Here is a 13300-nt window from a genome sequence, read left to right on the forward strand (position 1 = left end):
TTTGATTTGCAGGTTTTGAGACTTTTTTTCTATGTAAACGCAGCATACATCATGAGCATTGATTAGGGAGATTTTCTCGCAAGATGCGCCACATAAGGCTGCTCCCGCACTTACTTTTCATCCCCAGGATTACCCTGAGTATTCAAATAAGTCAGTGCTTCATTGTTTTTTAGTGCTTTTACGCCAATTGCAGTGATTTGATTAAATCCCACATCTAAAGTATAAAGTGTTGATGTTTCAGCTAATGCCAAAGCACCATCATCCCCGATATAATTATGGCTTAAATCTAAATTTTGCAACTGTACCGCTTTTGCCAAGATTCTTGCCCCATAATCTCCAATAAGATTATTGTTCGCATATAAGTTATTTAGAGAACTTATTTTTGCCAGTTCGGCTATGCCCTCATCATCAACGGAATTATTGTCGATGTTCAGCAAAGTAAGATGATTTAACTCAGATAAAGCCTGAGTACCTTCTCGACCCACGTCACAATCAGCAATTGACAGCCACTCAAGCGCCCTGCTCTGGGCTAGAAACACTGCTCCCTCATTATGTAATGGATTGTGATCAACAATGAGATATAGTAAATTAGGTTTTCTTGCTATAATTTCCGCTCCATCTTTATCAATATTATTGTCATCCAAATCAATAAAGTTAAGTGATTGGTTTCTATCAAGAAATTCTATGCCTTCATTACCTAAATGATTACTGCTTAAATATAAGCTTTTCAATGTCTTATTCCCAAACAGTGCCTTTGCACCTACTGCACCAATTTGGGCTTTTCTCAGAGAAAGATGAATCAGTGATTTATTTTTTGCTAAAAATTTAGCACCTGCAGAACCTATAGGGTTATCATCAAGAGAAAGAAAAAACAAGGTAGTGTTATTTGCTAAAGCTTCAGCCCCATAGGGGCCAATATGATTCTCCCCCAAAAGAAGATAAACCAAGTAAGAGTTTTTTGCTAATACCTCGGCCCCCAATGAGCCGATGCGATTTCCATTTAGGAACATATAGCGAATATGAGTATTATTGGAGAGTAGCTCTGCACCTTGGAAGCCAATCTGGTTATCGGAGAGGCTCAAGCGGGTAATTTCGGGATGTTCTTTGAGATAAGATACAATTTGCGGAATATCTCGATCATGTATATTACATTGATCCATAAATATACCGCCATCGCTGACATGTGACTCTATATTTTCCACGCACTTATTCCCTTGGTATACAGAGCTTCTTATTTTGTCCTTAGCAAATAGAGGTGAAATCATGGCACTCAGTATAAGCAAAAGACATAAAGCAGCTTTTCTCATCATGTACCTAATCCCCTGTTAAATCTGATGTCTTCAAGCTAGGAAATAAAAACTATGAAGTTGTATCACGAAGATCAATAAAAACCAACACACCAACGGATAAGATTCCTAGACAATACCTACAAAAGAATATTCTTTCCGGTTCATCCAATCTCAAGATTACACGCTCGCGATTCATCCCGGGTAATTCGAAAACTGGCAAAATCCTGGATAAAATGGGTTATATAGTAAGCTAAAGAAAAATGAGTATGCTCTCCAAAAATATCATGATAAATCTCCTCGGGAGATTCCTCTAAATCAGCGCAAAAGGTTTTTAACAAAATGTCTGCATATTTTTTATTTATTTCCCCCCACTTTTTTAATATTAATTGACCATGTGTTAACTGAATCTCTTCTGTAAAGGCACTTAATTTATTGTAATGGTATAAATTCCCTATGAGGTAAAGCATGAAAACACGAGTTTCCATATACTGCTCAGGGATAGCATTCAAGACTGACGGGACCAGGAGTTTAATTGGTAAAAATTTGGAATCTAAATTTTGCATAACAAAGAGTAAATTCCAGCTCTGATACAAATACATCCATTCGGTACTTATAAGAAATTGACTAACCCGTTTGGGCAGCTTATTAACAATTAAGTCGGGAAGAAGGCTGTATTTATTATCCGCTATTATTGTGCTTCCAACAGGTAATACGAGCTTCATAAAGGAAAAACCATTGGACGGCTGAGTATGTTCTAACAAACGAATAAGCGCAGAACCTGCAAAGGAATTATCATTAGGCTGTCCATCTTCGCCAGGTTTCTCCTCCCAAATCGCCTCCAAGATATTCAAGCTCACATTTTTAACCGAATCACAGTGTTTTTCACCTATTGGCGTAGGACTAATTTTCGTATTCCAAAGGGCTAATCCATGTTTATTAATAAACTCTTTTGACCGCTCCTGGATTGCTGCTTGGTCAAGCTCCTCGTTTCCCAATAAACGCGTGAACGCACCTGAAGTCATTACTGGATCAACAGAAACTAACTTTAGGTTTTTAAAAAGTGAAAAATTGTATCTGTTTGAAGCAAAAAATAAATTAAAAAGCGGATTCCCTGGATATGAAGTGCTCCTTTGCTTTTTAGTAAAACAATACACATCTTCATTAAATGTAAAACTATTTACCATAGTCACTGAACATGCTTCAAATAAACATAATAAATTAAGCTGAATTTGCAGCTGTTTTGACAATATTTCCAACTCATGATCTGAAATTAACTGTTCATGCTCTATAAAGGCAAATAACTTGCAGAGAGGGGCATTGTTGAGTAAACCAGTTTCTACAGACTGAATAAGTTTACTCAAGTCAACTGATTCTTCTGTAAGTTTCCTCAAAAAGCTCTTAAGTCCTTCATCACGAATTGTAAACGAATCAAACTTTAGGTCTTCTATGATTTTTTTGATAATTGATGGATCAGTTTGTTTCTTAAGATGTTTAACTACACGGTTTAAAAAATGTTTTGCTAAAAGTCGTCCCATAAAAAATCGTTACAAAAGAAAAGTATAAAAGTATATTCGTTCATTTTATTGAAATATACTTTAAGTGTATAGGGTAAGCGTATCTAATCGCATCATATAAAAGCAAAATACCGCCACTCCGAAAACCTAAAGCCTCCATCGTTGAATCTTGCTCTGGTCTTCAAGCATGCTTGAGAAAAAGGCTTCTAACTTTAGTTTTTATTTAAAATAGCATTTTTCGCTGCTCTAATTTCTGTACCTCTATTTATAGAAAAGATTTTCGTAATCTCCACACCAATAAAGAAAATTTGCGATGAATAATACACCCAAATTAAAATAATAATTAAGGAGCTTGCAGCGCCAAATATGGAATATTTAGAAAATTGTATAAGGTAAAATTCAATGAGAATTTTTCCGAAGTTAAATAATAAAGAAGTGATTAATGCCCCTAGCCACACATCGCGCCAATTTAATACCACATCCGGTAGAAACTTAAATATCATTGCAAATAACACTGTAAGAATACAGAAAGAGATTAAGTGATTTATTATTAAATCCATTAAAATATTTGTACTCATCATATAATTTAAATAATTAATTAAAAGAGTAAAACCAATACTTAAAATTAGTGATACTAAGAATAAAAACGCTATTCCTAAAACAATCAAAAAAGAAAAAAAGCGACTTTTTAATTTTGCAAACCATCCCGCATCAGGATTTGTTTTAACACCCCATATCTCATTTAATCCCACTTGAATCTCAGTAAAAACTCCGGAGGCGGTAAACAAAAGAACTAGAAAGCTAATTACTCTTGTTAGAAAAGATGGGGTTGGATGAGCTCTGTTTTGAATTATTTCTTGAAGTTGTAATGCAGGTTCTTTTCCTATTAAAATGCTTGCTTGGGCTAAAATTTGATTACGAGAAGTTTCTTCACCAAATATTGTTCCTACGATGAAAATACAAATTAATAAAATTGGAGCGAGAGAAAATAAAGTATAATAAGCAAGTGCTGCAGCTTTGCTTGAAACTCTATCACGACTCCAATTATTAAATAGTTCTTTTAAGAAATTCCAAGAGTTCATTAAAATCATTTTTTGTCCTTGTAATAGGAACTCTTTTATAGGTTAGCAGTAACCTTCTGTCTGCTCCCTAGCTTATTTTTTGCAGAGCTAGTTGTTCAGTCAGTAGCGTCAACTTTATTTTAACTACATGTAGCGAAGCAAAGCCAAACATTTTTAAGACTACTGTAAAGCACTTTCTCAAAGAAAATATTTAAACTTTATTCATATTGCGATGTGTACTGGTTTCACCAAGTTCTATTCCAACGAGAATTTCTGAAAATATATCGAAATTTTGAGAATGCGAATTAGTATTAATTATGGGAAACATGATGTGTTGAAAAAAATGAGCTCTTTTTCTAATTTCTTCTGCATAGATTATTGCTACTAGTTCAGGATCATTTTTAAATGCGCCACAACCCCATGCACCGAGGATTGCATAAGGCCGTCCTTCAAGAATTAATGTGTTCAGTTGTGCTGCAATTCGTCGGCGCAAATTGTTTTCATATGCTTTTAATACGCGAGGCTCTTGTGATTGTGATTCAGAAAAGTGCTCAGGAGCAGCTGATCTTAATTCATAAAAAGGAAAAATACTTGATGAAGGGAGAAACAAATAGCTTATATCAGGATTAGGCTCATACCCACTTGATCTAAATTCATCTGTAGATGACGGAGGAAAATATAGCTCCTCACCTCTGAAGCAAACTCTAGGCTCTTTACAAAAGAAAGCCTTAAAGAGTTCATCAGAAGAAAAGACTCCAGGGCAATGTTCTTTTAGGATGTCGATTTCCACATCCGTCATTTTCTTCCTTGCCTCAAGCAGTTCTTTTCCTGCCTCAGTATATAAAAATAAGTTGTTTTTTTTATCAAATTCAATCCATTTATCCATCAACGAAAGAGCACATGTGGTTCGATGCCACATATTTTCCTCTTGCGCACTTCCTCCTTCAAATACAGCTCCACCGGGATAGAGTGAATTTGCCATATTTAATACTGTATAAACTTCACCATGCTCTTCCGTTGCCTCAAGAGTTGCAGTGCCCCAATCCTTAGGTACAACTTCAACTCTCATAGGTGCTTTAGATTTTTTTTTTGCCCACCGATTTAAATTATCTGTTGCCTGTTGCTGTAATTTTTTTTGTTCATCAGGAATTGTTATCAGATTTATGGTTTTTTCCATGCTTTTATAACGCCAAGTCTTACCGGATAAAGCGCCGCTAATTAATCCTGGCTTTTGTGCTCTATAGGCAATTTTTATAGCGGAATAATATTCATGATTTGAGGAAACTCGCCCGAAAAATCTAGATCTCATAATTTAAGTCCTAAATATATTTTACACTGCGCCATTTCCTGCTTCACCTTATGGCCATTGCTTTCTCTGCAATATCAAATGAGTGTGTTTTTCAATTTTTTTGTAAAAAACTTCCTTTCGTCATGAATAATGCTAGAAGCAGATAAAGAGTGATTCCAAAAGGAATCAACAAGATCATATATTTATCATAGTGTATATAAACTTGAATTCAAGAAGATACTTAAATACCTTTTTCCTATCTATTGGAAAGATAAGAAAATTTTGACTATCTCGTACAACCAATTTTTTTAGAAAAGGTTTTTAATAGTAAATTTGCATTTTTCCTTGAAGGAGATAGTGATAAGATTTTTGTATTAAGAACAGTCATAAAAATAGCTCATTAGGAATTGCATGCTTATTTCAGCTTTCTTTGTCCGGGGGAGGAGCTACAATTGCAAAAGGTTCACTTGAACTACCATCAATAATTTTATTCAACAGTTTCACCCTTATTAAAACCCTCATCGTTTTGCTCTCCTCGGAGCATTTTATTTCTTGCGGCTCACGCTTACAATTTGCAACTTGGTGCACAGTATCTATAGGGCTGGTATCGCTATCAATCACTTTTTGATGTTCCAAGTCGATAAGAGTTAACTCCAGATGACTGAGCGTCCATTCGTTACCATCAGAAGTATACCCCACACGCCGCTCATGAACTAAGGTAACCTTTTCTCCTCTTTTAAGTATGGTTTGGTATTCCCATATTGGTTTTTCTGCGGTCAACTCACTTTCAATAATATTGTGTCTTTGTTGATACGCTTTTTCCATGTTGATATAACCCCAGCCATAAGTTCTATTCCAGGTTGAACCCATAATTTTAGAATGACCAGAATCTGCTGTACCTGCATCAGTCCAGGTATCTGCACTATTAATGAGTAATGCTTTGATGGCCATAGGATTCTGAATCCCTGCGTCTTGTAACAGTAAGGCAGAAGCACCTACATGTGGGGCAGCAGAACTGGTTCCTCCCATAAGGCGATAACCATCTTTGTAGTTCATTGCATTGGAATAGATAAAGCCATACACTTTGGGATCAGGTGCACAAGTCATAGTATCGTGGCCAGGTGCAGTTAAATCCGGTTTACGTCTACCAAAAGGTGTAGGGCCTCGGCTGCTGGTGTTCTTAATATGATGTTTACTTCTATCTGCAGTTTTTACAACTGTTTCATTTTCAGAAACAAGCGTATTCATGTTTGCAACAGTGATACCATTATAATTATCGCCAGGGACAGTTAGGGTGGAGGCAAAGGTAAATTGATGTGCGGGTTCTATATAACCTGCATTCCCAGCTGATTTTACCCAGAGAATTTTTTGAGTATTCACCACATAGTCTATAACTTTTGCAAGCCCGCTCCATTCAGGACAAGCAGGACAATTTAAATCCAATCTACCATTTCCCATACTGTAATTAATAATCGTAGGTTTAAGTTCAGAACGGTGCAACATCCAATCCAAAGTTTCCATAGTTCGCATGATACTTGAAGGATCTGCTGTTTCCTCTCCTGCTAATCCAGAAATAATTGTAGAAGCACCATAAGCCATGCCTTTGTATTTTTCATGATTGCTGGCATAAATACAGGCTACACCGGTTGCATGGGGCTCTTTTACGCCGTTAATGAGATTAGAATAGCCAGACCCTGGCTCTTGATGAACTATTAATCGTTTATTGGATAAAGAGGGGTGCAAAGGATCTACACCGGTATCAATTATGCCGATAATTCCTTTTTGACCGGTATAGCCATGATTCCACCAATTATTTACATTAGGGTAAAAAGATGATGGTGCAAGTTTCAAAACCTGAGCGGTGACATCCAACTCTGATTGAGCAGCAAAATGCGAAGAAATTTGTGCAGCGGCATCAAAATCTGCAATTTGATAAAGCAAATTACGGCGTCTGGGAACTTGGATTGCTACTGCGGGCATGAAACCTAAATCTTGAACGGTCACATTCTGAATTTTTTTTATTTCTTCAATAAATGATTCTTTTTCTGAAATATTATGCAAAAAGACCAGAATCGATAAAGGGGTATTATCAGAGGCTCTAGAGTGCCTTAAAGTATGGAGAACATCAGCATCAATAATAGCTCTGGCCGAAAGAATAGGGCTTACCGTGAGTAAAATTATCGCAAGATAAAATCTTTTGAGTTTACGCCACATAGAGTGCCTCACTTATGGAGTCAATTATAATGAACAATATTCATCTGCATAATGGTAAAATATTGTTTGTCAGGATAATTTTAAAGCAAGGAATCAAAAGAAGAAAGCTGTTCGTGTAAAAAAATTGCTGTTAATACAATAATGTAGACATCTTTGCGAGCGGAATCTTTGAAGAACACTCCAAATGAGACTTCAGTTTCTTAAAAAAGATTCATGATCTATACTCCCCTATTTGTCTAGCCGTTTTTCGAACAAGAAGTTTGCTTTAAAATTAAAAGACGAGTGAGTAAGAAGCCAATAATAATTCCTGCAAAATTTATCCAATAAAGCGGCCAGGAAAAAATTCCAAGGCCCACTACGTTCGGTCCTGGACAAATTCCGGTAATTCCCCAGCCCACACCAAAGGCTGTCGCACCAAGAATGAGCTGCCAATCAGTTTTATCTTTTGTGGGTAACTCATAACAAGGGTTTAGTAAGGGCTTAGTCAACCACTTACGCAATTGGAACAAAAGAAAGGTAACCAATAAGGCCATAAAAAAAGTAATATACAAATTAATTTTAAATGTATCAGCCCCAATTTTTAGACCCGCAATAATAATATCTGGACTATACATGCCTGTTAAAATTAAACCTAAACCAAATATTAACCCAGCAATTAATGAGATCAGAGATTTCATATTTTATATCCTTAGTGTGTTAGCCAAGAAGTAATTATTGCCACAGGGAAAAAGATACTCACGGCAATTATTGAACGTTTACGTAAGAGTGATATTCCGCATAAGCCATGTCCACTGGTACACCCATTACCAAGATAGGTGCCTCCGCCAGTCAATATTCCGCCAAAAATCAATAGTCCATAATTCGTTTTAAAAACAGCAGCAGGATTGGGGACTGTCTGAAAAAAATTAAAAAGAACTCCACTTAAAAATAATCCCACAATAAATAAAATATTGTCGATATTTGGACGATAAGTTGTAAAATCCCATGACCGGAAAAGGATACCACTACAACCAAGAATTTTACCTCGAATCAACAGCATTATTCCGGCAGCACTTCCAAGAAGAATTCCTCCCAGAACAACGTGTATTTCAATTATCATTATGACGGTCTCCTATATAAGATAATTTTCTGATAACACACATAAAATATTTTATCGACTTTAGTATAACTATTATTGTGGCTGGAAATAAATGCAATACAATAAAGTATGTGCAGCACAAGCATCGTATTCAAAAACGTTATGATTTCTGCTGTCCTGCAAAATTAGAGGCAATCCTCAACATATTGAACTTCGTCGTGATTGCCACTATAGATTAAGGTAATTACTTCACCATTCGATTCAAATCGAATGCCGCGATTATTGTGCTTTTCAAAAAGGGTTAGATAATGACCCTTTGGATCATAATGATGCGCTTCTATCGTTAATTTACCTTTATATAGTGCTTGAACCCGAGATTCAGTATCACCGATTTTCGCTCCCATCGATGTTTGATAATTAGGGGAGTTAATATTGATACGCACAATTTTATTACCTGAAACCATAAAAGATACATTATCAATACCCTTTAATGTCACAAGAAAGCAACTTTCATTTTCAGCTTGATGGGGATCAGGTGTCGCAGAATTAAATTTTTTCCCAGTGACATGTTCAACCTGCTTTAAGGTCATATCCATTTTAATAGGACCAAAACCATTGGGCGAGAGGCTCCATTTTGTATGGTCTAGTGCAACCGCATTATTCAATGAAGTCATCAGAATGAAGAATAAAAACAGTATGATTCGTTTCATAAGTGTTTTGTCCTACAATGATTCATCCATATTATAGGCTAATTTTCAACTTCCCCTTGACCGAAAACTCTAAAACAATCAAGCGATAATTTACACATTAAAAGAATTAAATTGACACAATGGAGTTTCATTTGATATGTTATCGTCAGTAGAAAATTTTAATCAAAAAAATATCACTATGAATCATCGCAATACGGACAAAAGCCCTAACTTTTCTGCAGAGTTCACTGCAAAGTTATCGCTATGCTATGATTTTATACCTACAGCAATCGCTTCAGCAGACATTATTATTATTTTGCCCTCTTTACCCTAGAGCGGTCAGTTATTTTTTATTCCCGAACCTCTCTAGGGGGAACATCGGGTGTTTGGAATAACTGAATATTAAAGCTGGAGGGTATCGTGACTCAAACTAATTCTTTTAACCTAAAAAACAATTGCTTGCCCTTTGTTATGTGGTTTTTTCCACTATCGTTTTTTGCACTTCAATTTATATTACGTTTATGGCCAGGATTGATGATGCAAGAAATAATGACTCGGTTTTCAATCGATGCAGCCAGTTTTGGCCTCTTAGCTGCATTTTATTATTATGGATATGCTGGAATGCAAATTCCTATGGCATTATTGCTCGAAAAATTTGGCGCCAAAAAAGTAGTTTTTATCTTTGCTCTGCTCTGTGGTTTAAGCGCCCTGCTCTTTACCTCGACTCATAACTTTTACTTGGCCTTATTAAGCAGATTTTTAATCGGTGCCAGTTCAGCTGTCGGTTTTTTAGGGGTATCCAAAGTGATTTCTGAATGGTTTAGTAGTACACGATATTCTCAAATGGTTGGATTTTCTTTTAGTGTTGGGCTTTTAGGGGCAGTCTATGGCGGCAAACCATTGACTCAATTGCTGTCAACCTACGGCAGTCAACGGATAGGATTAGTACTGGCGTTGTGCTCCATAAGTGTAGGTATATTCGCTTACTTGGTATTGCATACTCCCATGAGTTTTAAAGCAAAAGCTAATGAGTTTAAACTATCTCATTTATCTGTTTTGTTCACTTCAAGAGTATTATGGATTCTTGCCCTGGCTAATTTGTTAATGGTCGGCGCACTTGAAGGGTTTGCCGATGTTTGGGGCGTATCTTTTTTAACTACTGCCTATGGTTTTGCTAAATCTGATGCAGCTCTACTCGCCTCATTGATTTTTGTAGGGATGCTGTTTGGAGGACCATTACTTGCGCTTCTTACTAAAAAAATAGGAAATTATACAGCTATAGGCGTTTGTGGAATTGGATTAACCTTAGCTTTTCTAGTCATTCTCTCAGGAAATGTAAGTAATTGGTGGCTGCTTAGCACCCTATTCTTCACTATTGGGCTTATGTGTTGCTATCAGGTAATTGTATTTGCAGCAGGCTCCACTCTTGTTTCCAACGAGCATTTAGGAATAACCATAGCCTTTTTAAATTGTATCAATATGCTTGGCGGATCATTTTTTCATACTGTAATAGGTAAAATCATGGATTATTACTGGGAAGGAAGTCTCACTGCAAATGGGCTAAAACAGTACAGCCTTTCCTCCTACCACCACGCGTTGATGGTGATACCGGCCTGTGCCCTTTTAGGAACGATACTCATTTATTTGCTTCACAAACATATTAAGAGTCAGGTAAATCTAAAGTCGTCTAAACCTACTGTGGTTTCTGCATCTTCTTTTTGAAAATATTTTGGCCGGCTAAATGGGGCTTGTTTTCATTTCGCTAGTTTGAGCCGAAGCTTTGGCCAATATTGTAGAAATGAAACACGTCCTGAAGAGCGAGAATAAATGGGTGTTAATTAGGTCTATTGTAATGAGACCCTAATTGATTTGAGTTGCATAATAAAATCTTCTTCGATTTTATAATGAAGGCAATTGTTTTTTATTTTTTCAATATAACCCAATTCTTCCAATCTATTTAGAGCAGGGAGAATATCAGTAGACAATTCATAGCGAAACCGAGGCACAAATGAATTCAATATTGCCTCTTTTTCAACCACAAGAAACTCTCTTATGTTCTTATTATTAGGGTGAGTTACATCATTTTTAATGAGATTCATAAAATGAGAATAATCATTAAAAAGTTTATCCAAATCCAATATTTTTTTATTCTTTATATTTTTAGTATTTTTTCTATCATTCATGAATTTTTGTACGTACCATCCACCTAGAGCGGTAGTAAGACAACCCGTTAAAAAGCCAAATAAAAATGAGGTATCCATAGACAATTTAATTAAAATTTTGATGGTGCAAAAGCATAATCATCGATGTGAGCATAATTTGGCTAATTATATACCAAAAAATTATTAAAAGTAACAACGCTTTTTTTTTAAGATCTCAAATATCTAAAGCTTTGCACAAACACTCAACTTGATTTTTCAAATGGGCATGAATAAAATAAACCTAACTTGTTCCATTTGACACTCGTCTGCATGCATCATGACCACCATGCTAGAACTATTGCTTCACATAATTCATCAAAAGAGGATAATATGCTAAAAAAGCTCTTCATTTTTTCCATTATGGTACTAGTTGGCATGTTGACTGCCTGTGGTCCTATTTATAATACCGAATACAGTTTTATTCCGCCAAAATCAGATATCGCAAAAATGTGCACAGCTCAATGTATTCAAGGTAAAAATGATTGCGAACAAAGTTGTCGCGTGGACAATGATAATTGCCGTATGAGGGCACAACAAAATGCAATGTTTGAATACAAGCAATATAAAGAAGACCGAAAAAAAATGGGGTTACCCATTAATAAATCAGTGAATGATTTTGATCGAAGCAGCAGCTGTAGTAACTCATGTCGATGTGAATCCACCTATAGAGCATGTTATTCTGCTTGTGGCGGTGAAGTCCAAGAACATAAAGTATGCGTCGCTTTCTGTGATAAGCAGCAATAAAAAATAAGAAACTCCCAGGCTTTAGGATATCAGAAAGCAACCAGTAATTTTAAATTCGACAAAATTGCTGGTTTGCTTTCTGCTTAAACACGCTATAAATAGCTGGATATTCGAGATTAATACGAATAGCATTAAATGAATCATTGCTTGGTAGTCAAAAATGTTTGAAAAGCTACACCTACCGCACCAAATAATTATTGAACACCTAAAAACTGATTATCACATTGATACGCTTACCCTCACCTATCTCCCAGTCGGTGCGGATATAAATGCTTCAGTATACAAAGCAGACACCAAAAATCAGTCTTATTTTGTCAAGCTTAAAAAAGGTTTCCATCATGAGGTAGCGATTGATATTTTGGAGCTTTTACACGAGAACGGAATTCAGCCAATTATTAAACCCATCAACACAGCTGCAAATCAACCTATTTTGTATACCGATGGATTCAGCCTCATTGTTTATCCCTTTATTCACGGACAAAACGGTTTTAATCAGGCATTAACCAAAGAGCAATGGATCACACTTGGGAAAACTTTAAAGCAAATTCATGAAATCGAGGTACCGTCAGCCATTCAAGACCAACTTCGTCACGAGTTATATGAATTGAAATGGAGAGACTGTGTGCGAGCACTTTGGGATCATATTGATAAATCATCTGCTTTAGATGAATACGCGCTCAAACTAATCACCTTCATGAAAAAGAACCGTGAGGTGATTGTTAACTTAGTAGAGCGCGCAGAATGCCTCGCCCAAAAGATGCAAAACAATTCGCCTCAATTGGTATTATGTCATTCTGATATCCACGCAGGCAATCTATTAATAAGTCCTCACCACTCTATCTACATTGTAGATTGGGATGAGCCGATAATGGCGCCAAAAGAACGCGATTTGATGTTTATAGGCGGCGGGATTGCCAATGTTTGGAATGAACCTTATCAAGAAACTCTTTTCTACAAAGGCTATGGCAAAACTGAGATTGATAAGGCACTTTTAGCCTATTATCGATGTGAGCGAATTGTACAGGATATTGCTATTTATGCTGAAGAGATTCTATCTGTCTCTCCGGAGCGTGGAAATAAAGCTCAAGCTTATGAACTCTTCATCAGTATGTTTGTAATAAATGGAGTAGTAGATATTGCCTTAAACACCGCAGAAATATGACCTCAACAGTGAGCATATTTATTTTACAATTTAAAAAACCTTTGCCACACTTTATATAGC

Annotated in this window: 13 protein-coding genes; 4 read left to right on the top strand and 9 right to left on the bottom strand. The window is 36.2% G+C overall.

The features are described from left to right. Positions 1-110: 110 nt before the first annotated feature. The 8 genes from Lpar_RS17245 to Lpar_RS17280 form a co-directional block, all read right to left on the bottom strand. The gene (locus Lpar_RS17245) at positions 111-1310 is read right to left on the bottom strand and encodes a leucine-rich repeat domain-containing protein (RefSeq protein ID WP_058518996.1); all 1200 of its coding nucleotides are present in this window, start codon (positions 1308-1310) and stop codon (positions 111-113) included. 140 nt (positions 1311-1450) lie between these two features. Next, on the bottom strand, positions 1451-2824 hold the full coding sequence (locus Lpar_RS17250) for a hypothetical protein (RefSeq protein WP_058518997.1): 1374 nt from the start codon (positions 2822-2824) through the stop codon (positions 1451-1453). Positions 2825-3015: 191 nt separating this feature from the next. After that, the gene (locus Lpar_RS17255) at positions 3016-3894 is read right to left on the bottom strand and encodes a YihY/virulence factor BrkB family protein (RefSeq protein ID WP_065236084.1); all 879 of its coding nucleotides are present in this window, start codon (positions 3892-3894) and stop codon (positions 3016-3018) included. Between the two features lie 181 nt (positions 3895-4075). Further along, positions 4076-5173 carry a poly(ADP-ribose) glycohydrolase domain-containing protein gene (locus Lpar_RS17260; protein ID WP_058518998.1) on the bottom strand — a complete coding sequence of 366 codons (1098 nt, stop codon included), beginning with the start codon at positions 5171-5173 and terminating at the stop codon, positions 4076-4078. Positions 5174-5572: 399 nt separating this feature from the next. Next, entirely contained in the window at positions 5573-7366 is a 1794-nt protein-coding gene (locus Lpar_RS17265; protein ID WP_058518999.1) for a S8 family serine peptidase, read from the bottom strand. A gap of 236 nt (positions 7367-7602) precedes the next feature. Further along, positions 7603-8043, bottom strand: coding sequence for a DUF6691 family protein (locus Lpar_RS17270; protein WP_058519000.1), 441 nt, complete (start codon positions 8041-8043; stop codon positions 7603-7605). A gap of 11 nt (positions 8044-8054) precedes the next feature. Then, positions 8055-8465, bottom strand: a complete 411-nt coding sequence (locus tag Lpar_RS17275) for a YeeE/YedE family protein (protein ID WP_058519001.1) — start codon at positions 8463-8465, stop codon at positions 8055-8057. 164 nt (positions 8466-8629) lie between these two features. After that, positions 8630-9154, bottom strand: coding sequence for a hypothetical protein (locus Lpar_RS17280; RefSeq protein WP_058519002.1), 525 nt, complete (start codon positions 9152-9154; stop codon positions 8630-8632). A gap of 136 nt (positions 9155-9290) precedes the next feature. On the opposite strand from Lpar_RS17280, the gene Lpar_RS18975 reads away from it, so the two are divergent. Both Lpar_RS18975 and Lpar_RS17285 read left to right on the top strand, forming a co-directional pair. Then, positions 9291-9467, top strand: coding sequence for a hypothetical protein (locus tag Lpar_RS18975; RefSeq protein ID WP_156416218.1), 177 nt, complete (start codon positions 9291-9293; stop codon positions 9465-9467). Between the two features lie 86 nt (positions 9468-9553). Next, entirely contained in the window at positions 9554-10855 is a 1302-nt protein-coding gene (locus Lpar_RS17285) for an MFS transporter (protein WP_058519003.1), read from the top strand. Positions 10856-10977: 122 nt separating this feature from the next. Here Lpar_RS17285 and Lpar_RS17290 read toward each other — a convergent pair whose 3' ends face one another. Further along, positions 10978-11394: a hypothetical protein gene (locus tag Lpar_RS17290; RefSeq protein WP_058519004.1), complete on the bottom strand. Its 417-nt coding sequence runs from the start codon at positions 11392-11394 to the stop codon at positions 10978-10980. A gap of 270 nt (positions 11395-11664) precedes the next feature. Here Lpar_RS17290 and Lpar_RS17295 point away from each other — a divergent pair, with 270 nt between their 5' ends. Further along, positions 11665-12078 (top strand): hypothetical protein, encoded by a 414-nt coding sequence (locus Lpar_RS17295; RefSeq protein WP_058519005.1) that lies wholly within the window; start codon positions 11665-11667, stop codon positions 12076-12078. Between the two features lie 160 nt (positions 12079-12238). After that, complete coding sequence (locus Lpar_RS17300; RefSeq protein ID WP_058519006.1) at positions 12239-13240, top strand: phosphotransferase; 1002 nt, start codon at positions 12239-12241, stop codon at positions 13238-13240. Positions 13241-13300: the final 60 nt, after the last annotated feature.

The sequence above is a fragment of the Legionella parisiensis genome (assembly GCF_001467945.1).
Classification (GTDB): domain Bacteria; phylum Pseudomonadota; class Gammaproteobacteria; order Legionellales; family Legionellaceae; genus Legionella; species Legionella parisiensis.

Excerpts from the sequence above, each read along its gene's own strand:
- Lpar_RS17245 (WP_058518996.1), bottom strand. The coding sequence starts at position 1,310 with ATGATGAGAAAAGCTGCTTTATGTCTTTTGCTTATACTGAGTGCCATG.
- Lpar_RS17250 (WP_058518997.1), bottom strand. The coding sequence starts at position 2,824 with ATGGGACGACTTTTAGCAAAACATTTTTTAAACCGTGTAGTTAAACAT.
- Lpar_RS17255 (WP_065236084.1), bottom strand. The coding sequence starts at position 3,894 with ATGATTTTAATGAACTCTTGGAATTTCTTAAAAGAACTATTTAATAAT.
- Lpar_RS17260 (WP_058518998.1), bottom strand. The coding sequence starts at position 5,173 with ATGAGATCTAGATTTTTCGGGCGAGTTTCCTCAAATCATGAATATTAT.
- Lpar_RS17265 (WP_058518999.1), bottom strand. The coding sequence starts at position 7,366 with ATGTGGCGTAAACTCAAAAGATTTTATCTTGCGATAATTTTACTCACG.
- Lpar_RS17270 (WP_058519000.1), bottom strand. The coding sequence starts at position 8,043 with ATGAAATCTCTGATCTCATTAATTGCTGGGTTAATATTTGGTTTAGGT.
- Lpar_RS17275 (WP_058519001.1), bottom strand. The coding sequence starts at position 8,465 with ATGATAATTGAAATACACGTTGTTCTGGGAGGAATTCTTCTTGGAAGT.
- Lpar_RS17280 (WP_058519002.1), bottom strand. The coding sequence starts at position 9,154 with ATGAAACGAATCATACTGTTTTTATTCTTCATTCTGATGACTTCATTG.
- Lpar_RS18975 (WP_156416218.1), top strand. The coding sequence starts at position 9,291 with ATGTTATCGTCAGTAGAAAATTTTAATCAAAAAAATATCACTATGAAT.
- Lpar_RS17290 (WP_058519004.1), bottom strand. The coding sequence starts at position 11,394 with ATGGATACCTCATTTTTATTTGGCTTTTTAACGGGTTGTCTTACTACC.
- Lpar_RS17295 (WP_058519005.1), top strand. The coding sequence starts at position 11,665 with ATGCTAAAAAAGCTCTTCATTTTTTCCATTATGGTACTAGTTGGCATG.
- Lpar_RS17300 (WP_058519006.1), top strand. The coding sequence starts at position 12,239 with ATGTTTGAAAAGCTACACCTACCGCACCAAATAATTATTGAACACCTA.